The organism is Kribbella sp. NBC_01245, from assembly GCF_036226525.1.
Lineage (GTDB): Bacteria > Actinomycetota > Actinomycetes > Propionibacteriales > Kribbellaceae > Kribbella.
Genome location: NZ_CP108487.1, coordinates 2,950,378 through 2,973,690, shown reverse-complemented (window position 1 = coordinate 2,973,690; position 23,313 = coordinate 2,950,378). Strand labels below are relative to the sequence as shown.

The window sequence follows — 23,313 nt, the reverse complement described above, 5'->3', positions numbered from 1 at the left end:
GCCGATCACGCTAGTCCGGCAGGAGGTTCGAAACGGGCGAGTCACGTCACACCGTGGGTGACATCACGATCCGGCGCGGCCGAGCTCGAGGAGTCAGTCCAGCGCGGCCGCCTTGCGCAGCAGCACTGAGCGTTCGCGCTGGTTGGCGCACAGCCGGGCCGCCAGCTCCAGCTCGGCGCGCGCCTCCGGTCGCCGGCCGAGGCGGGCCAGCAGCTCCCCGCGTACGGTCGGAACCAAATGCGAACGGGGGAGCCGGTCCAAGGCGATCAGCTCGTCCACGATGGCCAGGGCTTGCGCCGGACCCGAGGCCATGGCCACGGCGACGGCCCGATTGAGTTCCACCACCGGCGAGGGCGCGACCCGGCCGAGCGCCTCGTAGAGCACTACGATCCGGTCCCAATCGGTCGCCTCGACCGAGGGCGCCGACGCGTGGGCGGCGGCGATCGCGGCCTGCAGGCCATAGGGACCGAGGCCGCGAGTCGATGCCTTGGCCAGCGCGGCCAGCGTGCGGGCCAGCCGGATCGCCTCGTACGCGAGGTCGGGGCGCAGCAGCCGGTCGCCCGACGTGGCCGTCGACCCCTCGGTGAAGATCACGTAGAGGACGCTGAGCACACCGCCGAGCCGCTCCCGGCGCTCGTCGGCCGCCGGCAGCTCGAACGGCACCCCGGCCGCCGCGATCGTCTTCTTGCCCCGGGTGATGCGGGCCTGCACGGTCGGCACAGGCACGAGGAACGCGCGGGCGATCTCCTCGCTGGACAGGCCGCCGACCACGCGCAGGGTCAGCGCCACCCGGGCCTCGCGGGAGAGCACCGGGTGGCAGCTGACGAACATCGGCGCCAATACGTCGTCGTCGATCCTGTCGGGGTCGATTTCGTCGTCGACCGCCGGGCCGGCCGCCAGCAGGGCGTACCGGTCCTGCAGGGCGGTCCGCCGGCGGACCGCGTCGATCGCCCGCCGCCGGGCCGTGGCCATCAGCCAGCCGGCCGGATTGGCCGGAGCGGCAACCGGCCACGACGCCAGCGCCTCAGCCACCGCCTCCTGGGTAGCATCCTCGGCCAGCCCGAAATCGCCGGTGAACCGGGTCAGCGCGGCGACGATCCGCGCCGACTCGATCCGCCAGACGGCCTCGACGTCGGCCGTCGCCATCAGATCTGGCCGCTGCTCTCGCGCAAGGCCGCTTCCTTGACGAAATTCCCGTTTTCCTGCGGGACCTCGTCCTCCCCGGGCACGCGCCGGATTTCGATCTTGGACCCGGGGACCGACGGGACCCGCTTGGCCCATTCGACCGCCTCCTGCTTCGAGGCGACATCGAGCAGGAAGAAGCCCCCGAACAATTCCTTGGTCTCTCCGTACGGCCCGTCCGTGACCACCGGGGCCTCGTCGCTGAAGTGCACCACGACGCCCTGGCCCGGAGCGTCCAGCCCCTCGGCCGCGACGTAAACGCCGGCCTTGGCCGTCTCCTCGATGAACCGGCGGGTCGCGGCCATCATCTCGTCGACGTTGGCCATCATGGCCGCGTTCGTCTCATCGGTGCCCGCCGCGACGCAGCCGATCCCTCCGACCCGCGTTTCGCCCGTCAAACCGGCCCTGAGCAATGGCTGACGCGGACGCCCTGCTGACCAGAAAGCTTAACGTCGCAGCTTTGGAAGGCGGCGACGTTCACACGGATCTGGGGAAGCATTCGGGACTAGCTGTGTCCGGCCAGCAGTTCCTGGATCCGTCGAACAACCGTCAGCACGGCGGCCACGCCTTGGCCGACCAGTACCGACCGGCGCAACCAGACGTCCTTCCGCTCTCCGCGCCGTTGATCGGCATCCTCACCGAGTTCACGGTTCATCTCGACACCTCCGCCACTCGAGCGGACCCTTCGCCCGCGTCCGGGTCGAGCGTCTCCCGCGACTACGGCATCCTGTGAGCGGGAGTCGCGGAGCGTTGCACAAACCGGCAGAGAGGCCGCGATGGAGGGGGCAGAACTGCGTCAGGTACGACGCTGGCTCTGGGCTGAGCTTGCGGTGTCCCGCCGGCCGCGCGGTTCGCCCCTCGCGGCGTCGCGCTGGGCCGGTGACTCGGTGGCGGCGGTCCGTGAACTGAGAATCGCGCTCGCCGACGCTGTGGCCGCCGGCGAGGTCTCGGCCGTCGACGCGTCGGTGTGGGCGGCAGCCGCCTGCCTGGACGGTGTTCGCACGTCTAAAGCGGTCCTGGCCGCAAAGCTGGGCCTGGCCTCGATCCGCTCGCTCGACGCCCGTCTGGACACCGTCGATCAAGTGCTGGCCGGCCGCTTGGGTGCCGAGGGGGCCGCCGCAACCATCCGGCCCGTCGCCGGAGAGGCTCTGGCCATTGCAGCTCTGAGCGAAGCTGCCGTGGCGCGTTCCAATGGCGAGGTGGAGTCCGCCGAGGCTTACGAGCGACTCGCCCGTGAGCATCAGAACCTCAGTACTGACGGACCAAGGAGGTCAGGAGCGGATCGGGTTCGGCGCCACCGGGCCGGGAATCGGGCCCGCCCGGCACTCGCCCGCCTTGCCACCCGGCTACCTGCTGTACCCCGGCTTCAGCCCGCCGGCCAGGACGGTCGGCTGACCCAGTTGTCCTACCAGCTCTTCGACGATGCCGAGCTCGCTGTGGGTGAACTCGATCGAGCCTGGCGCAACAGTGCGGCTGAGGCTTATCCGTTGCTGGTGGACCACGCGATGCGGGTGACCAGGCCGCTGCGGCCGGGAGAACGGATCCGGCTCCACCTGCTGGAGCTCGTCGTCAACATCGTGCGCGACACGGACTCGGCACTCACCCTGCCTGTCACCACCCGCTGGCTTCGGGAGGCGGTGACGGGGGCTGGTCCAGCGAGTCGCGCGGCGGTCGCGGCGACGCGGAGCCGAGCCCATGTTCTGCAGCTGCACGGTCATCTGGACTTGGCCAGGAGCGAGCTGGACCGTGCGCTCGCCGTGTTCCCCATGGTCAGGTTCGACAGGTTGGAAGACCGCTGGAGCGAGTACATGGACCTGCTGCTCCGCCGTGCGGCCGCCGAGCTCTGCCTGGGGGCTGCGGCTGACCGTGAGCTGACAGCCAGACTGGTCCGGCGTGCCAAGGACGTCCCGGGTGCGCTCGCGTCGGTTCAGCTGGCGCGGGTCGAGCTCAACTTGGACGTGCTCCGGCTCGACCTCGGTGGCGTCAGGGCAAACGCGAACTCGGCCCTCGGACGGAGGTACAGCCGGCGACAGGCGCAGTTGGTCGAGGCGCTGGACGTCGAGCGAGGGCGCTTTCCGCTGGGAGCGCTGAATTCCCTGGTCTCCGCCGCCGTCACGGTCGGCCAGGGCGCAACCGGTATCGGTGAGCTCATCGAGCGGTCACTGCCTCGGCTCGACGTGCAGCCAGCCTGGGCGAACCAGTTCTACCGGTTGCGGCTGATCCTGCGGGAGGCCACCGCTGGTCGACGCCGGGCGGTGGACCCGGCGATCGTTCCCTTGGTGCCGTACGCGATCCGTGTCGAGGGCACCTTGCCGACGGCGGCGAAGTACCTCGTCTGAGTTCAGGGTGCTCCCTGGCCCGGCCCGAAGTCGTGGCGTGCGGCCGCTACCGCGGCAAGGTGCTCGAGGTCGGCGGCCGAACCGTGCCGCTGAACACCGCGCAAGGCTCAACAGCTAGGCCGGCTACTTCAGCCTGCAGATGAGCGGCAGTGGCTATTCCGCGCTACCTCTCGCTGGCGTGGGTGTCAGTCGTGGTGCGAACCTAGGAGAGACATCGCGAAGATCAGTCGTGGTGCTACCGGTCGTGTCACCATTTTGCGCTGGCGGAGGGCTTGTGCGGCGGTGCAATTCCTCCTCGTAATGAGACTCGGACAGTCTCCGCAGAGCGCGCGCTGGGAGAACGGCTAATGGATGTAGAGGCTCGCTCCCTGGGCGGCGCTGATGTCGGTCAGCTTGATGAAGAAGGAGCCGGCGTGTTTATCGGCGCATCCGTCGCCCCAATGCTGACCATGCGCGATCACGTCTCCGCTGCCGCTCTGCGTTGTCAGCCAGGGGCCGCCTGAGTCACCTGGCATCGATACATCAGTCTTCATGAGCACACCCTTCAGTCCAGCTCCCGTCGAGCACGAAGGGAGCGTGTAGGTCGGGAGCTGGACGGTCGAAACGAAGAGGCCAGAATTAGCGCTCATGGCGACCGATTCGCCGGCCACCCAGGCTGTGTCGATTCCCACCACGGGACGGAGGTCATTGGTGAACTCATCCCCGACGAAAACGCTCCGCGCGTAGGTACTGCCGTGCATGAAGGCGGAGTCGACGCTCTTCGCGGACTTGAACACCGTCCCGACGTATGTGCCCTTGTTGTACCAATTGAGGAATCTGCAGTGTCTTGCCGTGGAACCAACGATCTCGTTGGTGCCCCACATCTTCCAGGCCCAGCCCAGGGTGCAGACCTCTGCCTCCGGGGCGTCGATGATCGCGCCCACCGACCACGGCGCAAAATCGTCGTCCCGGCTTTCAGCATCCGATCCCTCGACGGCCTTGATGTACTCCAGGGTGATACGCGGGTCCTTGAGCTTCTTGATAGCCCGGACGAGCCTGGGGGCCTCCTTGTACTTCGGGTCGACTTGCAGGATGACGCGGTTCTTCGCCGGGTCGTAGCCGCCGCCGATCCCGGACGCGCCGGCCCATTTCACCTGGTTGTCCAGCAGCTTTGCGGACAGCGCTTCCAGTTCGTTCGCGGTGTACTTCACCTGGACGTAGTTGACGCTGAACGGCTTCGCGGCCCTGGTGGTCATCGTGCGGGCCTTCTGGATGGCAGCGCCCGAGGTCAGTTGCACGGTCAGGGTCCTGGATGGGCCGTCCCAGATCGTGCCTCCGTCGTACGCCGCCAGCGGCTTGAGCGTGTCCCTGAATCGGTCCCGCTCCTCCGACAAGGCTGCGTCGCCAGTGATGTCCAACGGCAACGATCCGCGCGATGCGGCGGCTGTCTTCGGATCCGGAGCAGGATTTGGCTGGTCAGCGGATGCGGGAGTCAGCCAGGCTGCACCGAGCAAGCAGGCCACACTGATCCCGCCGATCACAAGTCGCCCCACGCGTTTGGTCATGAGCGGGATGCTAGGTGCGGTCTTGGTCGCCTGCCAGGGGCAGCCGACGAGTTGCAGCTATTCCCCAGCCGCGGTCTCAGCCGAGGTCGGTAACGCCTTCGTATGTTGCGAAGGCGGCCTGGCCCCACACGGCCGGCGCGCGCATGGTGGACGGCAACCCCTCTGCGTCGTACCTGGGGCCCGCCTGACCGCAACGGTTCGGATACGGAAGCGGGCCGCTGCTTGGCGGGCCGCGCGTCGGCCGCGAGGCTCAGGTCATGTGGACAGTCCACGGGCAGCGGCTGATCAGGGGCGCGCTGTTGGCCGGGGTCCTTGGGTTCATGGCGCTCGGGTGCACGACCTCAACGCCCGACCCCGAGGCGTCGCAGCAGGGTGCACCGCAGCAGCAGCCGTCGTCGGCGGGGTCACCGCGGCTGCCGTTGTCGTCGGGGTCACCTCAGCCGCCCACGCACGCGGGAGGGCTCATTGCCTTCGTCTCCGATCGCGATGGCATCGATGCGCTCTACTTGATGCAGGCGGACGGTTCAGACGTGCGGCGGCTGACGGAGGAGTCGCTACCGCCGGTCTCGCACCCGGCCTGGTCGGCGGACGGGCGACGGCTGGCGTTCAATGCAGGGTCGCCTAGAGCGAGCGACATCTACCTGATCTCCCCAGACGGGTCGGGATTGACGCAGATCACCCGCGACGCCGCCGCGAACTTCTACCCGAGTTGGTCACCGGACGGACGTCGACTGGCCTTCAGCTCCAACAGGGACGGCGACTGGGACATCTTCGTGATGGACGTCGACGGCTTGAACGTCCGGCAGCTGGTGAACTCGCCCGGGCTGGACGACAAGCCGCAGTGGTCGCCGGACGGCTCGCGGATCGGCTTCGCGACCACCCGAAGCGGCGCGCCCGAGCTCCGCGCGGTCGATCCGGACACCGGCGTCGAACAGCCGCTCCTCCCGCAGCCGGTCCGCGGCATCAACCCTGCCTGGACCGCCGACGGCTCGCAGCTGGCGTACAACGTCGTGACGTCGGCCGGCTTCGACATCGTGGTCGTGGCCGCGGACGGGACCGGGCTGCGCTCGGTCGTGGCCGAGTCGGCGTCAGAGGAACGGCCACGATGGTCGCCGAACGGCCGGTCGCTCGCGTACTACTCCGACGCGGCGGGTTCGTGGGATGTCTACGTCGTTGATGTCGAAACCGGTGTAAGCCGGGCCCTGACGCAGGCGCCCGGGTTCGACGGACAGCCGGCCTGGCAACCGAATCGATAGCGCGGCGCCCTCCGCAAGCGCAGAGCCCGCAGGGGGATCCGGATCAAGACGTCACGCCGTAGCCCGTATTTGCTCCTCGGGTGGGCGGACGTCGCGGAACTGGCGTAGCAGCAGCAAGTCGTAGCAAATCTTCAGCGCGCCTCCGATGACGAGCGGCCAGCCGAACGTCGAGTGGCCCAGCATCCAGCCGGCGACGATGGGCGGCACCACGGAAGCCAGGCTGCGCGGCACGTTCGTCACGCTCGCCGCTGCCGGGCGCTCGGCCGGCGAGACGACCGCCATCACGTACGACGTGCGCACGGGGACGTCCATCTGCGACAGCGCGGAGCGGGCCAGCAGCGCGGCGACCGCGAGCGGCGCGTTCGGCATGAACGCGGCCAGGATCAGGAAGCCGTTCGCCGGGAGGTGGGTGAACACCATCGTCCGCACGAGCCCGATGCGGCGGGCGATGCGTACGGCGACGAGCGACGAGAACGCCGAGAGCAGACCGGCCCAGAAGAACACCGCGCCGCTGATGGCGATCGACAGATCGAAGCGTCGTTGCAACCACAGCACGACGAGGGCGGTGATGACGAAGCCGCCGCCGAACGAGTCCAGGGTGAAGAGTGCGGCGAGGCGGTACACGATGCCGCGTGACGGGCCCAGCGCGATGGCGGGCGCCTCGGCTCGCGGCTCGATCGCCGGCGACAGCGAGCGGTAGCGCACGAGGACCGTCACGCCGAGCGCGGCGTACCCGACGAACGTCCAGCGCAGCGCGGTCTCGTCGCTGACGTCGACGTGCGCGGCGATCCACTCGGGCAAGCCGGCGCACAGCGCGCCGAACGCCGCGACGAGCGAGCCGATCAGCGTGTAACGGGCGAACAGGGCGGTCCGCTCGGCGTCGGGCGCGGTGCCCGGCAGCAGCGCCTGCTCGGTCGGGAGGAACACGCTGACGTCGCCGCCCGAGGGGTTCAGCGTGCCGATGAAGGCGACCACGAGCAGCACCCAGAACCCGTCCGCCGCGGCGAAGCCGAGCCCGGTCAGGACCATCACCAGCGACACGAGCTGCAGCAGGCGGCGCCGACCGACTCGATGGCCGCGAAGCCCGACGCCGAGCGTCAGCGCAGCCGAGCCGAGCAGCGTCGCGGCGACGACGACACCGATGCGGGCCTCGGAGAGACCGATCGCGGCAAGGTACCCGGCGAGCACCACGCTGACGACCCCGTCGCCGAACGCCCGGATCCCTCGCGTCTGCAACAGGACCGCGGCGTCGTGACCGGCGCCCGACGGGAGGATGCGCACCCGTGGATCATCTCCCTGTGCGGGGCCATGGCTGGACCGCTACCACGCTATGCGGGGTCAGCATCGGCAACCAGTTCACGATCTGCCATCCGGCGCCTTGCCCTTCTCCGTACTGTCTGGGCTCCTGCTCCACCGCCTCCTGCTTGCTAGCACGTCATCGCTTACGCCGGTGCAATCGGTCTCACCACCCTCGTCCCGGGGCCGGCCGACCCAGCGAGGGGTTCGGCGAGGCGGCGGCCAATCGTCGTCAGTCGTGGCAGTGCGTGAAGAAGAACTCCGCACCGGTCGGCGTGGTGTTGAAATGCTCCACCTCGTTCTGGTGGAACCTCGAACCATCCGACCCGGTTCCATGGGCGTTGAAGGTGAACGTGCCGGTCACGGCCCCTCCGTTGTCGTTGAAGCCGCCCCAGACCGTGACGTGTCCGGTGAAGGTCGGCAGGTTGGGATCCTCCAGGGGCACGGCGACGAACGTGCCGGTCTGGGTGAAGGTGACGTGGAGCCGGCCGTCCGGGAACGCGGTCACGTGCTCGATCACATTGGTCGTCGTGGTGACCGTGAACAGCGCAGCGTCTTCGCACCCCGGTCCGACGTCGACGAAGGTGTCGATGACGTTCTTGGTGGTGGTGGTTTCGGTCACCGGCGGCTGCGCGAACGCCGGACCTGTGGCCAGCAGCATTGCCGCTACTGCCGCAAGCAGGATTGCTCTGATCCGCATGGTGTTTCTCCTTACTCAAAGTGGAGCGGATCGACGGCGACCTGGCCCGGCTGTGGAGGGACAGCCGGACGAGATCGCGCTACGGGCGTGGCTCCTGACGGGGCACGTCATGGCGTGGTGGTCACGGGTCGATGACGACCGTGCAGAGGCTTGGGTCGGATGCCGATGCCGAGGCGTCGCCACAAGGACCGGGCGTTTGCCGGCGCGCACTGTGGACATCGTCTCCCCCTTGAGCTCCGGCGCCGGGCCGTGTTTCGGTCCGGCCGGATTCACTCGGCGAGACCCGGGCGCAGAACCCTCCCTGCTCAACACGCCCAGCAACCACTGCCCGATCCCCAGCGAACAGTGGTGCCCCCACGCACCACCCCCGAGCCAAGTCCGCGTCGCTTGGATCCGTTCGCGACGCTACGCCCTGGATCCATGCCGAGCAATGGCCCCAACAGCGCGAGGACGAACAGATCTGCCCCGCCAAACAGCGAGTCACTGCGCGGCTCCGACGAAGCGCCACGCGCCGTTGTGGACATGTCCACAACGCTCACGGCCAAGCAATACAGCACAACCCAGCATCCGGCTCAAGATAGACGGCGAAGTTGTCGTCTGCGTCGAGGGGCTGCCCGACTTCGCGGCCCTGCAAAGCCGCGAGACCGCGCAGCTGCCCGCGACCTACATGGTGTTCGACGTGCTCGCGGCCGGCGGCACTTGGTCTAGGGTGCTGATGAGGGGAGTTCTCGGCGGGGAGGTGCGGCGTGAGCGTGCAGGATGGTCGGGTCGCTGAGTTTCAGCGGTTGCACTCCGCTGGCACGTTCGTGATGCCTAATCCCTGGGATGTGGGAAGCGCGCGGGCTTTGCAGCAACTGGGGTTTCAAGCGCTCGCGACCACGAGTGCCGGCTTTGCCTGGACGCTTGGTCGTGCGGACAACCAGGTCAAGCTTGATGAGATGCTCGAGCACCTGAGGGGCATCGCCGATGCGGTAGAGCTGCCGGTGAACGCGGATTTCGAAGATGGTTTCGCGGCCGATCCGCAACAGGTCTACGAGAACGTGAAGCTGGCCGCTGCGACGGGCATCGCGGGCCTTTCGATCGAGGACTCCACGCGCGGTGCTGCGGAACCCCTTCACGACTTCGAGCTTGCCGTGGAGCGTATCCGGGCGGCGCGGCGATCGATCGACGAAAGCGGGACGGGCATCGTTCTCACCGCTCGATCCGAGGGCTTCGTCGTCGGGCGCCCGGACCTCGACGAGACCATCCGGCGGCTCCGTGCCTTCGCGGAGGCTGGTGCCGATTGTCTCTACGCTCCCCGGATCGGAACCGTCGAACAGGTGACGGCAGTGGTGGCCGCAGTGTCACCGAAGCCGGTGAACCTGCTGATCAACGCTCCCTTCATCACCGTCGCGGAAGCCGCGGCACTCGGTGTGCGGCGCATCAGCGTGGGCGGGACGCTTGCGCGCGCGGCCTGGGGCGGCCTCCTCGAGGCGGCCCGGGAGATCGCTGACGCGGGTACGTTCAACAGGTTCGCGCAGCTACCCAACGTGGACGCTCTGTTCCAACACCCGTGACACATACCGTGATCCTTGAAGAAGTCCGGGCGGACAACTGGCGGGCATGTACGGCGCTGGAGGTCGAGAAGCTGCAGCAGCAGTACGTTGCGCCCGTGGCCAACTACCTGGCCTTGTGCGCCTACGGGGACAGCCCGTGGCGCCCCAGCCAGACGTCACGGCCACCAGAGGCGGTCTACTTTCCAGGCGGAGCAGGAGTCACTGGTCGGCCACGACTTGTCGACACAGACCCGCCAGTAGATATCCGTGCCCTTGCCCATGGGGACGTTTCCCGCTGAAGCGCCTGCCCTGCAGCCCGAGGTGTTGGTGATCTTCTGGACCTGCCCACCGTAGGTCTTCCACTGCGCATAGACGGAGTCGTCATCGCAGGCGGTGTCGTCAACCAGGATTCTCCCGGCCAACTCAAGTTCTCCCGTGACTCCGGGGTGCGTGATGTACGACGACGCCGCCGCTGCGGGTAGTGCGGCGGCGGCCATGAAGGTTGCCGTAAGGCCCAGTCCGGCCAGGGCGCTACGTGTGCGCATGAGGAGCTCCTTCGTTCGGTGTTGGTCTCCGACCCTAGGAGCATCTGGCGTTGTAGAGCAGCACTTTTGCAGCTTCCTGCATCGCCCTCGCCGACTGGATCACCGGTCGTTGTCGTGGGCAACGAGCCACGCGGAAGCTTCCGCCCGATTGCGCACGCCCAACTTCGCGAGCACGTTGCTGACGTGATGGGCGACGGTCTTCTTGCTGAGGAAAAGCCGTTCGGCGATTTCCGGGTTGGACAGCCCGTCGGCGACCAAGACCAAAACGTCGTGCTCGCGGCCTGTCAGCAGACCGTCGGCGCGCGGCATCGGGCTTGGCCTGGCGCCGAGGCTGCGAAGCAGGGCCGAGGTGCGGTCGAATTCGGCGGCCGCGCCCAGCCAGCCGAAGGTTTCGGCGGCCTGACGAGCCTCCACCAGCGCGACGCCCGGGTCGGATGCAGCGACTGCCTGGGCCAGTGCGACCCGGGCACGGGCTTGTTCCAGCGGCAGCCGGGCAGCCGCGAAATGACGTACGGCCGTACGCAGCGCCTCCTGCGCATGAGGATGCCCGGCCGCGACCAGTCCCTCGGCCAATCGGGCGTAGCCGGTCAATGCGGCACCGATGTCCCCGAGGCTCATCTCGGCGAGGCGCGTTGCTGACCCGGCGGCGGCTTCGGCCTGGCCGCAAGCCAGCTGGAGCTCGGCGAGCAATGCCAGGTCAGGAAGCATCGCGAGCTCGCCGTCGTGCTGCGCGAGGACCTCCACGAGCGCAGCCACCGCGGCTTTCCGTTCGGTCTCTGTGATCGCCTGCTGCCAGGCAACTCGGGTCGCGGCACGGATGCCGAAACTGTCGTCTCCACTGCCGACGAGGAGTCGCTCTGCCTCGACGAATTGGCCCTGGCGAACCCGGAGCTCGGCAAGGCGGGCACAGGCCGCCGGCCGCAGGGCGCGATAGGTCGCGTCGTACAACGCGAGCGATCGGGTCAACTCACGCTCCGCCTCGTCCCAGCGGCCGGCCGCGGTCCAGACCGTGCCGACATGCATGCGGCAGATCGCCGATGCCCAGGCCACGTCCAACTGCTGCTCCAATGCTGCGAACACCCGGTGCCACTGCTCGGCGCGCGGCACGTCCAACACGACTTCGCAAGCGACCATGAGCTTGCAGTAGATCTCCCCGGCCACCACCGAGCTGCCCACTTCACCGCTGTACGCCGCGGCGGCCGCCTCGTCCAGCCGCCGCATGCCGTCGGTGACCCGTCCGGCTTCGACCAGCGTGAGGCCGCGGTAGGCGAGCGCGACGAAGTGCAGGTCGTCGTCATCGAAGGTGTCCGCGGATCGCGCGGCCGTCGCGATCCAGTGGTCGCGTTCCCCCGAGTCCGCGGCGTGCAGCGCCCGAGCCAGCGCGACCCAACCCGCCTCGACACAGTCGCCCGATTCCTCCGCAAGCCGGATGCCGCGCTCGAGCCAGCCCTTGGACACGGCCGTGTTGCCGAACAGGGCGAGGTGGTCGAAGGCGATCTGATAGGCCGCGAGGCGTGCGGCGCCACTGGTGTCACCGCCGGCCCGGAGCGCGGCGTACGCCTGCTCACGCAGGGCCAGCGCTCCCGCGTAGTCACCCGCGCGGGCACGCACGTCGGCCTCGCGGACAAGGGCGTCGGGTGTCATGGGGCCAGTGTCGCGCGAAAATAGGCAACGCGGATGGGTCAGCTGACCGATCCCCGCCGAGGGCCGGTGCCGAAGCCTGGACACATGGCGACAGAACGGTTTCTCATCAGTTCCGAACAGGCCGAGGTGTACGAAGAGCGCTTCGTTCCCGCGCTCTTCCGACACTGGGTGGACCCCGTGCTCCAGGCGGCCGAGGTCGGTCCGGGCGACCGATTGCTCGACGTGGCGTGCGGAACCGGCGTCGTGGCCCGGGCGGCGGCCGAGCGGCTGGCCCCGGACGGGAAGGTGACCGGAGTCGACCTCAATCCCGCGATGCTCGCCGTCGCCCGGCGGACTGCGCCGGAGATCGACTGGCGCGAGGGTGACGTGGCGGCACTGCCATTCGGCGACCGCGCCTTCGACGTCGTGACCTGCCAAGCCGCGATCTTCTTCTTCCCCGACCCGACCGGTGCGCTCGGCGAGATGGCGCGGGTCACCCGACCGGGCGGGCGCGTGGTGGTGCAGTCGTTCTCCTCGCTGCGGGCACAACCGGCGTACGGGCCTTGGGTGGACCTGGTCGCCCAGTACGCCGGACCGGACGCTGTGGAGTTGCTCGGCACCTACTGGGCGGCCGGCGATCCCGAGGTCATGCGCGGTCGGTGCGCCGGCGCCGGGCTCCGGGTGATTGCCGTCCACGAGCACACTCGGCCCGCGTACTTTCCGAACATTCAGACGATGGTGCTAACCGAGGTGAACGCAACACCGCTGCGGGACCGGCTCGACCAGGCAGACCTGGACCGAATCCTGGCGGGCTCGCGGGAGGTGCTCGGACAGTTCGTCCAGAACGACCGGCTGGTCATCCCGCTGGTCGGGTACGTCCTAGCGGCCACTCCGGTGGCTGGAGCTCATTAGGTCAAGCAGTGGCTGCGCGCTTCTTCTTGAGGCGGTCCTGGTTTGGCCATTTGACGTCGTAGACCCAGCCGAGCCGTTCGAATTGCTTGATGAGCCAGGCGTTGATGTCGATTTGTCCTTTGAGTACACCGTGGCGTGCGCAGGTGGGGTCGGCGTGGTGGAGGTTGTGCCATGACTCGCCCTGACTCAGGATGGCAAGCCACCAGACGTTCCCGGACCGGTCGCGGGTGTCGAATGGCTTCTCGCCGGTGACATGGCAGATCGAGTTGATCGAGAACGTGACGTGGTGCATCAAGGCGATCCGGACCAGAGTGCCCCAGAAGAATCCGGTCGCGGCTCGATACCACGACATGTCCCACAGCCCACCGATGACCGCAGGCGTCAGCAGAGAGATCACCGCCAGCCCACGGAAATGCCGCGAAATGAACGCCATGTCGGGGTCTTTCAGAAGGTCGGGGGCGTAGCGCTTCGGGTCGGCGCGATCTTGACCCCAGAGCACCCACCCGACATGGGCGAAAACAAAACCCTTCGTCACCGCCCACACGGTGGTGCCGTAGCGCCACGGCGAGTGTGGATCGCCGGCTCGATCGGAGAACTTGTGGTGTTTACGGTGGTCTGCGACCCAACGGATGACGGGTCCTTCGAGCGCCATACTGCCGGCGATCGCGAGTGCGATCTTGAGGCCACGCTTGCTCTTGAAGGAGCCATGGGTGAAGCATCGGTGGTAGCCGACGCCAATGCCAGTGGCCGTGAGCAGGTAGAACGCGACCAGGAGGACGATGTCGTGCCAGCCGATCCAGCCGCCCCAGGCGACGAAGATGCCTGGTAGCAGCGCGAGAGTCGGCACGACGATGAAAACCCAGATGAGCCCACGCTCGAGCTTGCCACCCACGGGCTGGAATTCGCCCGGGAGCGAATTGCTGGAACCTGCTGTAGAAGTCATGGTCCACTCCTAGACGTCGGTCTCCTCTCGGGACCGACACCCGAGGGTGGGGCTTGGTGCACCGCCTCTTGGGTGGGCCCGAGTGCGCTTCTGAACACCGAAAGCCGATATCTCGGTCGGTCCGGCGGCCCACGCCGCACCCATCAAGTGCCCTAACACACCACGATCCACTCGCGAGTCCGCAGGCGCCAGACCTCGGCGCAGCGTCGGCAACCGGCCCCACAGCCACCATGACCGTTCTAGGGCCCGCAGCGGGAGTTTCGTCAGGTCACGGTGAGGTGGACGGTTCGCGGATCTTCGACGTGGGCGTTGTGCCCTAGGCCGGCGAACGTGACCACCTCGTCGTGCAGCGCGTTGAGTTGAGCGTCGGTGTTCATCGGGTCGAGTTCGCCGCGCGCCAGTACGGTCTCGGCTTGGCTCGCGCGCAGCAGCCCCGCCATGTCCGGCGCCCCGACCCCGAAGGTGCGGGGGTCCATCGCCAGCCGCCACCGTCCGCCATCGGAGCTGAGCCCGTGCTCGACCTGGTCGTCGTCCGGCTCCACCAGACCTTCGAGGCCGGACACCCGAAGGAACCGGGCAGCCGCTTCGGCCCTGGTGTCGAACCATGCCGTCGGTCGTTCAGCGAGCGCGGCCGCCTTGGCCAGCTCGCCGTCGCTCCACGCCACCTTGACGCCAAGCGCGATCGCCCGATCGACCTGTACGCCGTACCGGCCGCTCGCCAGTGCGAGAGCGATCACTCCACCCAGCGAGTGACCGACGACCACCAGCCCGCCCGGTGGTAGTTGCGGAGCGACGGCGGCAGCCATCGAGTCGAAGCTGTACGACGACAGCGGCGGCGCTGACCCATGTCCGGGGAGGTCGGGTGCCATCCATCGGCCGGGCCAGTGGGTATCGAGCAGGTCTCGCCAGCCGTCCCAAACGCGCCCGGTCGCACCGAGTCCATGGATCAGCAGCAGCGTCTGCCCCGGTCGCTCACTTTTCATTGGGCAAGCCTGACATGCCGCGACGGTGTTTGGGCGGGTCGAAACTTAAACGCGCGCGACCGGAAACCCGTTGCCCTGTTATGGTCCGGGCAGTCGTTCGGGTCCGCCTTGGCCCGGGCTCAACGTTTGTTCCGCCCGGTGTTGGGGGCGGCGGTTGAGGGCGCGTGTCCCGTCCTGCCGCAGTCCTGGATGCCCCTGGCGGGCCACGGGTTGATCGGGCCGCAGTTGGCCCGCCTGATCGACCGGTACGGCCAGACCGGCGTACTCCCGTTCTACCTCTTCGCCCACGGCGTCGCCATCGCCGCCGTCCTCGCGTCTACGACCCCGGCCGCGGCGATCGTCGCCGCCACTTGCGCAGGCGCGGCCTTCCCTCAGCTCGGCGCTCTCTCCGCGGCCCGCTGGGCACACCTCCTGCGCGGCGAGCGGGCCGACGAACTGGCCAGCGCCTTCTCCCTGGAATCGCTGGCCAACGCCACCGCCTTCCTCCTCGGCCCCGTCTTGGTCACCACGCTCGGCGCGACGGGCAACACAACTCTCGCCAGCATCATCGCCGCGACCCTGATCCTCGGCGGCGGCACGGCGCTCGCCGCCCAGCGCCGTACCGCGCCCCACCCAGCCCGCAAAAGCGCCGAGCGAAGCGACCAGTCCCTACTACAGCCGACCTTCCTCCTCCTGGCACTCCTGAACCTGGCCATCGGGCTGTACTTCGGAACCATCGGCCTCTCGATATCCGCCTTCGCGATCAGCCACGAGATACCCGGCGCGGCCGCACTGATCATCGCCGCCTCCAGCCTCAGCGGATTGCTAGCCGGCTGGCTCTACGGACTGCGACAGCACCCCACCCCGGCACACCGTCAACTAGTCATCGCCACCGCATACCTCACGGGTACGGCGTTGCTGCTCCCTCTCGCGCCGTCCGCGATCTGGCTCGCCGCCGCCGTGGTGGTCACGGAGGCCGCAGTACCGCCCATACTCGTCCTTCTGAACGTCCTAACCGAGAAGGCCGTCCACCCGGCAACCCTCACCCAAGCCTTCACCTGGAACAACTCCGCCAGCGCCGCCGGTTCGGCGCTGGCGGCGTACCTCGCCGGCCACGCCGCCGACACGTGGGGCGCCTCCGCAGCCTTCGCGCAAGCCCCCGCGACCGGCCTCCTCCTGCTCGTACTTTCCCTCTCCCTCTACCAAACCGGGATAGTGGAAAAACGTTTGGGCATGGACTCTTGACACACGTGCGAGCCAGCGGGACAGTAGTCGCACAAGTTGGCAAAACGATTGGGCAAACGGTCATGGGCAAGGTGTCGATCAAGGATGTGGCGGCGCGGTCGGGCGTTTCGGTCACGACGGTGTCGCACGTCCTGAACGACGTACCGGGGAAGCGGATCGCCGACGCCACCCGGGATCGGGTCCGTCGCGCCGCCGAGGAGCTCGGCTACGCGCCCAGCAGCGTGGCGAGGAATCTTCGCCTGCAACGTTCGCAGATGCTCGCGCTGATCAGCGACGAGATCGCGACCACGCCGTACGCGGGCCGCATGATCCTCGGCGCGCAAGAGGCCGCGTCCAAGGCCGGTTGGCTGCTGATGCTGGTCAACACCGGGGCAGACCCCGAGTTCGAGGCGGCCGAGATCCAGGCGCTCCGGCAGCGCCAGGTGGACGGCTTCCTCTACGCGACCATGTACCACCAGAAGGTCGTCGTACCGGAAGCACTGGCCGGGATGCCGACCGTCTTGCTGGATGCCCGGTCGGCCGACGACGCGATCCCGTCGGTGGTCCCCGACGAGGTCGGCGGCGGGCGTACGGCGACGGAGGAGTTGATCCGTCACGGCCACACCCGGATCGGTTTCGTCACCAACGTCGACGACATCCCGGCGACGCGCGGACGGCTGGAGGGCTATCGCGCCGCTCTGCGCGATGCCGGATTGCCGTACGACAAAAGCCTGGTTGTCGCCGACACGTCGGACACCGACGGTGGCCTGGAGGCGACGCGAAAGTTGCTATCAGCAACCAATCGTCCGACCGCGTTGTTCTGCTTCAACGACCGGATGGCCATGGGCGCGTACCACGCGGCGGCCGAGCTCGGTCTGCGTATTCCCCAGGATCTGTCGGTGATCGGGTTCGACAACCAGGAACTCATCGCCGAGGGGCTCCGGCCCAGACTCACCACCGTCGCGCTGCCGCACTACGAGATGGGCGCGTGGGCAGTGGAAACCCTGATCGCAAACATCGAAGGACACGACCTCGGCGGACCACAGCACACCGTGCTGACCTGTCCGCTGGTGGCCCGCAACTCAGTGGCCTAACCGGCCCGACTGCACATCCCCGCTGCATGACGCAGTACGGGCAGCTTCGCCATGCCCGCGAACGAAGGGAATTCCGCCATGTCACCAACACCGAAACTCGTCGCGCTGCTGGCCGCGGCCGCTGTCGCTTTGACCGGCTGCTCGTCAGGCTCGTCCGACAGCGGCGCGACCAACGAGGGCGGCGTGACCACCCTCGAGCTGTGGACCCACAACGGCGGTAACGCGCCCGAGCTCGCGGTCAACAAGAAGGTCGTCGACGCGTTCAACGCCAGCCAATCCAAGTACAAGGTGAAGCTGCAGTCGTTCCCGCAGGCGTCGTACAACGATGCCGTGACCGCCGCGGCGTCGGCCAAGAAGCTGCCGTGCGTCCTGGATATCGACGGCCCGAACGTCCCCAACTGGGCGTGGGCGGGTTACCTCCAGCCGTTGGACGTGCCCGCCGGGTTCTTCGACAAGCAACTGCCGAGCACGCTGGGCAAGCTGGGGGACCAGGTCTACTCGTTCGGGCATTACGACGTCGCGATGAGCATGATCGCCCGCAAGTCCGTGCTTACGCAGCACGGCATTCGTATCCCCACCATCGACCAGCCGTGGACCGGTGAAGAGTTCAACGCGGCGGTGGGCAAGATCAAGGCGGGCGGCAAGTTCGCCTTCCCACTCGACATGGGTACGGCGGGGACGGGCGAGTGGATCCCGTACGCGTACTCGCCGTTGCTGCAGAGCTTTGGCGGTGACCTGGTGGACCGCCAAAACTACCAAAGCGCGCAGGGCGTACTGAACGGTCCGGACGCGCTGAAGTGGGCGACGTGGTTCCGCGGTCTGGTCACCGACGGCTATGCCCAGCAGAAGTCCGGCAAGGACTCGACCGTCGACTTCGTGAACGGCAAGTCCGCGATCATGTGGAACGGCAGTTGGGCCGCGGACACGGTGACGAAGAAGTTCGGGACCGACGTGGTCTTCCTGCCGCCGCCCGACTTCGGCAAGGGCGCCAAGATCGGCGGCGCGTCCTGGCAATGGGGGATGTCGTCGTCTTGCGCGGCGAAGGAAGGTGCGCTGGAGTACCTGAAGTTCTCCGCGAAGCCGGAGTACTACGTCGCCTACGCGAACGCGCTCGGCCTGATCCCGGCGAACACCGACGCGGCGGCCCAGGTGCCGAGCTTCGCGCCGGGTGGCAAGTACCGGTTCTTCCTCGAGCTCTCCCAGAAGGCCGCCCTGGTTCGCCCGGTGACTCCTGCCTACCCGTACATCTCGTCGACGTTCCAGAAGGCTGTGGCGGACATCCTGGCCGGTGGTGACCCGCAGAAGATCCTCGACAAGGCGGCCGCGGACATCGACAACAACATCAAGTCCAACGGCAACTACGAGTCCTGACCATGTCTGCCGTTACCACCACCCAAATCGCGAGTGGGCGGGTCGAGGTCCGGAGCCGCTCGGCTCGCTCGCGGGAGACGCTGATCGGCGCCGCGATGGCCTCGCCGGCCGTGATCCTGCTGGTCGTCTTCTTCCTGGTCCCGGTGCTGCTGGCCTTCGGGCTCGCGTTCACCAACGCCAGGCTGATCTCGCCCCGGCCGGCGCGATTCGTCGGCATCGACAACTTCGTCACGCTGTTCGGTGACAGTTTGTTCTGGGCGTCGCTGCGCAACACGGTGTACTTCGCTGTCGTCGTCGTACCCGTCCAGGCCGGGCTCGCCTTGGTGCTTGCCCTGCTGGTGAACGCGAAGGTCCGCGGTACCAACTTCTTCAGAACCGTGTACTTCGCGCCGGTCGTCACGTCAATGGTCGTCATCTCGCTGCTGTGGCGGTTCATCTACCAACCGGACGGGCTGCTCAACCACCTCATCTCTGCCGTCACGTTCGGCCAGTGGCACGGCACCGATTGGCTCAACAACCCCGATACCGCGATGCCCGCGATCATGGTGATGTCGATCTGGCAGGCGGTCGGCTTCCACATGATCGTCTGGCTGGCCGGACTGCAGACGATCTCGCGCGACCTGTACGAAGCGGCCGCACTGGACGGCGCGTCAGGCTGGAAGACCTTCGCCAACATCACCTGGCCGGGACTGCGGGCGACGCGGACGTTCATCCTCATCACGATCACCATCGCGGCGTTCAGCCTGTTCACGCAGATCAGCGTGATGACGCAAGGCGGACCGTTGGACCGTACGACCACCGTGGTCTTCATGGCGGTACGAACCGGCTACGAGCAGCAGTCGACCGGTTATGCGGCAGCGGTTTCACTCGTCTTCTTCGTGCTGGTGCTCGCGGTGTCCGCCGTACAGCGGTTCCTGACCAGGGAGAGGGATTGACGTGAAGGCCCTTCCGTTACAGCTCGGGCGAGCGCTGCTGGTTGTCGTGTTCGCTTTTCCGATCGTGTTCATGGTGATCTCGTCGTTGAAACCGGACGCGCAGATCTTCGCCGACCTCTCGTCGCTCAAGGCGATACTGCCGGTCGGGGACGTGTCGCTGGACAACTACCGCGGAGTGTTCGAGCGGGTCCCGGCCGCGCGGTTCCTGGTCAACTCGGTGCTCATCTCCGCCGTGACCGTCGTGCTAGGCCTTGTGATCAACAGCATGGCCGCGTTCGCCCTGTCGCGAATGCGGTGGCCCGGGCGTCGCGTCGTACTGGCGGCGATCATCGCGACGTTGATCGTGCCGTTCGAGACCTTCGCGCTGCCGTTGGTGTGGTGGGTCAACAAGCTGCCGTGGCTGGAGATGCACGGTTTCCAGCTGCAGCTGACCGAGGGCTGGCTCGACACGTACCACGTGCAGGTCTTGCCGTTCTTGGCGAACGCGTTCTCGATCTACCTGTTCTACCAGTACTTCACCAGCATTCCGGTCGAGCTCGATGAGGCGGCCAGGATGGACGGCGCCGGCTGGTTCGGCATCTACCGGCGCGTGGTGATGCCGCTCTCCGGGCCGGCCATCGCGACCGTTGCGATCCTGACCTTCCTGCCCGCGTGGAACTCCTACCTCTGGCCGTTGATGGTCGTGCAGAGCGAGGAGCTCCGCCCGGTGATGGTCGGCATCCAGTACTTCTTCCAGCTCAACGTCTCGTGGGGACAGATCATGGCGTACTCCTCGATGATCACCGTGCCGGTGCTCGTCTTGTTCGTGGCGTTCCAGCGCGCCTTCATCGGCAGCATCGCGGCGGCGGGGGTGAAGGGCTGATGCTCGAACTGCCCGACTCGTGGGTGTGGGACTTCTGGTTCGCGCAGGACGGCGACCAGTACCACCTCTTCTTCCTGTACGCCTCCCGCGCGCTGCACGACCCCGATCTTCGGCACGGCCGTGCTGCGGTCGGCCACGCGGTGTCGGACGACCTCCGGCACTGGACCCGGTTGGCGGACGCCTTGGTTCACGGGGATGCCGGCGACTTCGACGAGACCGCGACCTGGACGGGGTCCGTCGTACGAGGGCCTGACGAGCGTTGGTACATGTTCTACACAGGCGGGAGCAACCGCAGTGGGGCAATGATCCAGACGATCGGACTGGCGACGTCCGACGACCTCATCAACTGGCACAAGCACAGCGGCAATCCACTCGTGCGTGCGGATCCGCGGTGGTACGAGAAGTACGACGGGGTCTCCTGGTTTGACGAGGCTTGGCGGGACCCCTGGGTATACGCGGATCCGGACGGGGACGGGTGGCACATGCTGATCACCGCGCGCGCTGGTCGCGGTCCGACCGACGACCGTGGCGTGGTCGGTCATGCCCGGTCGGCGGACCTGCTCCACTGGGACGTCCAGCCTCCACTCAGCGAGCCCGGTGCCGGCTTCGGGCACCTGGAGGTGTTCCAGGTCGAGCAGATCGACGGGCGGGTGGTGCTGCTGTTCAATTGCCTGCGGCCGGAAGTGGCGGCATGGCGCAAGGGGAGCGCAGCCAGTGGTGGCGTCTGGTCGCTCGTGGCCGACAGCCTCACTGGACCTTTCGACATCGCCAAGGCCACTCCGCTCACTGACAACTCCCTGTACGTCGGCCGCCTGATCCGCGATCCCAGCGGAGCCTGGGTCTTGCTCGCCTTCCACAACGAAGGCGCCACCGGCTTCGTCGGCGCCATCAGCGATCCGCTCCCGATCACCCTCACGCCCAACGGCTTAACCCTCGTCGGATCCACGCCCGACCACCTCTCTGGCTGAGCGCGGCTGATCCAACCAGGCGGCTCCACGGTTTGTGGGGCCGCCTGACGTCAGGTCAGGGTGGACACCCAGAGGTCGCCGAGGAATACGGCGAATCGCCTGTCGCTCCAGCCGGCTTCGTGGACGAGCCTGTGCCAGAGCGAACCGTCGAGGGTGGCACTGAAGATGTCACGGCAGTCAGCCTCGGACCGTGCGAGCTGACCGGTCTTCTTGGCCGCTTTGGCGTAGTGGGTGGCGGCGTCCCTGCGGCCGGCGTCGAACTCGGCCAGCAGGTCGGCAGCGGACGATTCGGTCGCGGCGGCGGCCGCAAGCGCGCGGTGCAGTGGGACGAAGCGGCGGAAGACCGGCGTCATGACGGCAGCGTGCCGGTGCAGCCGGACGACGAGGTCGGGCTCGGCGAGCATCTGCTGGATCTCCGGACGGTGCAGGAACCGAACGTCCTGCTCATCTCCGCGGAACCGGACGTACCAGACCTTCCGCAGCAGGGCCGGCTTGCTTCCGAAAGCCGAGTAGATGGTCTCGACTGAGACGCCAGCGTCGCGCGCGACATCCGCGATGGTCGTTCGCCCGTACCCCTGGGTGACGAAAAGGTCGTGCGCGGCGTCGATGACGCGCTGACGCGTCGCTTGGGCACGGGCCTGCCGACCGCTCGCGTCGTACGACCTCTTGACCTGCGCCGCCATTTGGATACACCCTAACTGTATCGAATTCGTTCCTACTGTAGCGGAGGCCATGATGAATGCAGAAACGCGTGAGTTCGTGGCCGAGTTCCTCCCGAAGCACGTCGAGGCGGAGCGACTGCTGCACGCCGGTGACGCACGGCCGCGGATGGCCTTGTGGTCGAGGAACGACCCGATCACGGTGCTCGGGGCCAAGGAGTCGGGACAGGGCTGGGCCCAGCTCGAACCGCTGTTCAAGGCGGTGGCCGGGTGGTTCTCCGAGGTGATCTCGTACGACTTCGAGCTGATCGCGGCCGGGGTGAGCGGCGATATGGCGTACACGGTCGGCTACGAGCACAGCGAGGTTGTCGTCGACGGGACGAGGCGGACCTACACGCTGCGCGCCACCCACGTCTACCGACGCGAAGACGGCGAATGGCGCACCGTCCACCGTCACGCCGACTTCCCGCCCGAGGGCGGCAACAAGCTGTCCCCCGATGAGTGAACGACGGCCATGAGCGGCTCCCTGCCTCCGTTCCTGGCGGCTGATCCTGACGAGTACGAGCACTTCATGGGGCGCTGGAGCGCTCGCTTGGCGGATCCGTTCCTTGTGTTCGCCGGCATAGAGCCGGGTTCCCGCGTGCTAGACGTCGGCTGCGGTACGGGCACCATCTCGCTGGCTCTGGCAACGCGGGGAGCCACGACGGTCGGGGTGGATGTGTCCGAGTCCTACCTCGACGGCGCGCGTCGCCTTCGGTCACATCCCCGTGTTACCTATGAGCATGGCGACGCGACCGACCTGCGGTACGCGAGCGACTCGTTCGATGCTTGCGTTTCTGCTTTGGTCATCGACGTGATCCCAGAGGTCGAGCTGGTTGCCGCCGAGATGCGACGAGTGACACGTCCAGGCGGCGTGGTGGCCTGCTGCACTTTTGACTTCTGGGGCGGCTTTGCGGTGCTCGACCTCGTGCTGGACTCAGGCGCTGTGCTTGATGAGGGCATCAGAACACTCCGTGCGCAGATCAAGAGCCGCCCGATCGTGTGGGCGAATGGACAGGCCGACCTCTGGCGGAAGGTGGGGCTCGTCGACGTGGTGGAGGTTCCGATGGTGCTCAGCTTCGATTACGCCGACTTCGAGGACTACTGGTCCAGCTTCTCGACCGGTCCGACGCGTATCGCTCAGCATCTGACGACAATGCCGGCCGACGTGCGGAATGAGATCGAGCAGCACGTTCGAGCCGGCTACCTGGCAGGTCTACCGGATGGGCGCCGGTCGTTTGCCGTCATCGTTCGAGCGGTGCGGGGAACGGTGCCGTAGGGATTCGGCCCCCACCGAAAGGCGTGGAGGTAAGGGAATTGCGGC

At 67.5% G+C, this 23,313-nt stretch carries 23 protein-coding genes; 13 read left to right on the top strand and 10 right to left on the bottom strand.

Going from position 1 to position 23,313, the window contains the following annotated elements; genetic code table 11:
- Positions 1–93 precede the first annotated feature (93 nt).
- Both OG394_RS13025 and OG394_RS13020 read right to left on the bottom strand, forming a co-directional pair.
- Positions 94–1,146, bottom strand: a complete 1,053-nt coding sequence (locus OG394_RS13025; RefSeq protein ID WP_328995542.1) for an RNA polymerase sigma factor — start codon at positions 1,144–1,146, stop codon at positions 94–96.
- Positions 1,146–1,580: a YciI family protein gene (locus OG394_RS13020; protein ID WP_328995541.1), complete on the bottom strand. Its 435-nt coding sequence runs from the start codon at positions 1,578–1,580 to the stop codon at positions 1,146–1,148. The genes OG394_RS13025 and OG394_RS13020 overlap by 1 nt, the downstream gene beginning before the upstream one ends.
- A 113-nt stretch (positions 1,581–1,693) precedes the next feature.
- Here OG394_RS13020 and OG394_RS13015 point away from each other — a divergent pair, with 113 nt between their 5' ends.
- Together OG394_RS13015 and OG394_RS13010 are read left to right on the top strand one after the other, a co-directional pair.
- Positions 1,694–1,915 carry a hypothetical protein gene (locus tag OG394_RS13015; protein ID WP_328995540.1) on the top strand — a complete coding sequence of 74 codons (222 nt, stop codon included), beginning with the start codon at positions 1,694–1,696 and terminating at the stop codon, positions 1,913–1,915.
- Between the two features lie 43 nt (positions 1,916–1,958).
- On the top strand, positions 1,959–3,521 hold the full coding sequence (locus OG394_RS13010) for a hypothetical protein (RefSeq protein WP_328995539.1): 1,563 nt from the start codon (positions 1,959–1,961) through the stop codon (positions 3,519–3,521).
- 344 nt (positions 3,522–3,865) lie between these two features.
- Here OG394_RS13010 and OG394_RS13005 read toward each other — a convergent pair whose 3' ends face one another.
- Positions 3,866–5,065 (bottom strand): hypothetical protein, encoded by a 1,200-nt coding sequence (locus OG394_RS13005; protein WP_328995538.1) that lies wholly within the window; start codon positions 5,063–5,065, stop codon positions 3,866–3,868.
- Positions 5,066–5,322: 257 nt separating this feature from the next.
- On the opposite strand from OG394_RS13005, the gene OG394_RS13000 reads away from it, so the two are divergent.
- Positions 5,323–6,321, top strand: a complete 999-nt coding sequence (locus tag OG394_RS13000) for a TolB family protein (RefSeq protein ID WP_328995537.1) — start codon at positions 5,323–5,325, stop codon at positions 6,319–6,321.
- Between the two features lie 51 nt (positions 6,322–6,372).
- Here the strand turns inward: OG394_RS13000 and OG394_RS12995 are convergent, their stop codons facing one another.
- A complete protein-coding gene (locus OG394_RS12995; protein WP_328995536.1) occupies positions 6,373–7,602 on the bottom strand; it encodes an MFS transporter in 1,230 nt (409 codons plus the stop codon).
- 247 nt (positions 7,603–7,849) lie between these two features.
- Positions 7,850–8,317 carry a hypothetical protein gene (locus OG394_RS12990; protein WP_328995535.1) on the bottom strand — a complete coding sequence of 156 codons (468 nt, stop codon included), beginning with the start codon at positions 8,315–8,317 and terminating at the stop codon, positions 7,850–7,852.
- 746 nt (positions 8,318–9,063) lie between these two features.
- On the opposite strand from OG394_RS12990, the gene OG394_RS12985 reads away from it, so the two are divergent.
- On the top strand, positions 9,064–9,873 hold the full coding sequence (locus OG394_RS12985) for an isocitrate lyase/PEP mutase family protein (RefSeq protein WP_328995534.1): 810 nt from the start codon (positions 9,064–9,066) through the stop codon (positions 9,871–9,873).
- A gap of 155 nt (positions 9,874–10,028) precedes the next feature.
- On the opposite strand, the gene OG394_RS12980 is transcribed toward OG394_RS12985, so the two are convergent.
- A complete protein-coding gene (locus tag OG394_RS12980) occupies positions 10,029–10,397 on the bottom strand; it encodes a hypothetical protein (protein ID WP_328995532.1) in 369 nt (122 codons plus the stop codon).
- A 99-nt stretch (positions 10,398–10,496) separates the two neighbouring features.
- Complete coding sequence (locus tag OG394_RS12975; RefSeq protein ID WP_328995531.1) at positions 10,497–12,041, bottom strand: LuxR C-terminal-related transcriptional regulator; 1,545 nt, start codon at positions 12,039–12,041, stop codon at positions 10,497–10,499.
- A gap of 84 nt (positions 12,042–12,125) precedes the next feature.
- Here OG394_RS12975 and OG394_RS12970 point away from each other — a divergent pair, with 84 nt between their 5' ends.
- Positions 12,126–12,932, top strand: coding sequence for a methyltransferase domain-containing protein (locus OG394_RS12970; protein ID WP_328995530.1), 807 nt, complete (start codon positions 12,126–12,128; stop codon positions 12,930–12,932).
- Between the two features lies 1 nt (position 12,933).
- On the opposite strand, the gene OG394_RS12965 is transcribed toward OG394_RS12970, so the two are convergent.
- Both OG394_RS12965 and OG394_RS12960 read right to left on the bottom strand, forming a co-directional pair.
- Positions 12,934–13,875, bottom strand: a complete 942-nt coding sequence (locus OG394_RS12965; RefSeq protein WP_328995529.1) for an acyl-CoA desaturase — start codon at positions 13,873–13,875, stop codon at positions 12,934–12,936.
- Between the two features lie 263 nt (positions 13,876–14,138).
- Positions 14,139–14,858: an alpha/beta fold hydrolase gene (locus OG394_RS12960; RefSeq protein WP_328995528.1), complete on the bottom strand. Its 720-nt coding sequence runs from the start codon at positions 14,856–14,858 to the stop codon at positions 14,139–14,141.
- Positions 14,859–15,047: 189 nt separating this feature from the next.
- Between OG394_RS12960 and OG394_RS12955 the strand changes: the two genes are divergently transcribed.
- The 6 genes from OG394_RS12955 (at position 15,048) to OG394_RS12930 (ending at position 21,291) form a co-directional block, all read left to right on the top strand.
- Positions 15,048–16,082 carry an MFS transporter gene (locus OG394_RS12955; RefSeq protein WP_328995527.1) on the top strand — a complete coding sequence of 345 codons (1,035 nt, stop codon included), beginning with the start codon at positions 15,048–15,050 and terminating at the stop codon, positions 16,080–16,082.
- Positions 16,083–16,144: 62 nt separating this feature from the next.
- Complete coding sequence (locus OG394_RS12950) at positions 16,145–17,155, top strand: LacI family DNA-binding transcriptional regulator (RefSeq protein WP_328995526.1); 1,011 nt, start codon at positions 16,145–16,147, stop codon at positions 17,153–17,155.
- A gap of 78 nt (positions 17,156–17,233) precedes the next feature.
- Complete coding sequence (locus OG394_RS12945; protein WP_328995525.1) at positions 17,234–18,526, top strand: extracellular solute-binding protein; 1,293 nt, start codon at positions 17,234–17,236, stop codon at positions 18,524–18,526.
- Between the two features lie 2 nt (positions 18,527–18,528).
- Positions 18,529–19,461, top strand: coding sequence for a carbohydrate ABC transporter permease (locus OG394_RS12940; RefSeq protein ID WP_328995524.1), 933 nt, complete (start codon positions 18,529–18,531; stop codon positions 19,459–19,461).
- A 1-nt stretch (position 19,462) separates the two neighbouring features.
- Positions 19,463–20,323: a carbohydrate ABC transporter permease gene (locus OG394_RS12935; protein ID WP_328995523.1), complete on the top strand. Its 861-nt coding sequence runs from the start codon at positions 19,463–19,465 to the stop codon at positions 20,321–20,323.
- Positions 20,323–21,291 carry a hypothetical protein gene (locus tag OG394_RS12930; protein ID WP_328995522.1) on the top strand — a complete coding sequence of 323 codons (969 nt, stop codon included), beginning with the start codon at positions 20,323–20,325 and terminating at the stop codon, positions 21,289–21,291. Before OG394_RS12935 ends, OG394_RS12930 begins: the two co-directional genes overlap by 1 nt.
- A 50-nt stretch (positions 21,292–21,341) precedes the next feature.
- On the opposite strand, the gene OG394_RS12925 is transcribed toward OG394_RS12930, so the two are convergent.
- A complete protein-coding gene (locus OG394_RS12925; RefSeq protein ID WP_328995520.1) occupies positions 21,342–21,974 on the bottom strand; it encodes a TetR/AcrR family transcriptional regulator in 633 nt (210 codons plus the stop codon).
- Positions 21,975–22,026: 52 nt separating this feature from the next.
- On the opposite strand from OG394_RS12925, the gene OG394_RS12920 reads away from it, so the two are divergent.
- Both OG394_RS12920 and OG394_RS12915 read left to right on the top strand, forming a co-directional pair.
- Positions 22,027–22,455, top strand: coding sequence for a YybH family protein (locus OG394_RS12920; RefSeq protein WP_328995518.1), 429 nt, complete (start codon positions 22,027–22,029; stop codon positions 22,453–22,455).
- A gap of 9 nt (positions 22,456–22,464) precedes the next feature.
- A complete protein-coding gene (locus OG394_RS12915) occupies positions 22,465–23,268 on the top strand; it encodes a class I SAM-dependent methyltransferase (protein WP_328995517.1) in 804 nt (267 codons plus the stop codon).
- Positions 23,269–23,313 lie beyond the last annotated feature (45 nt).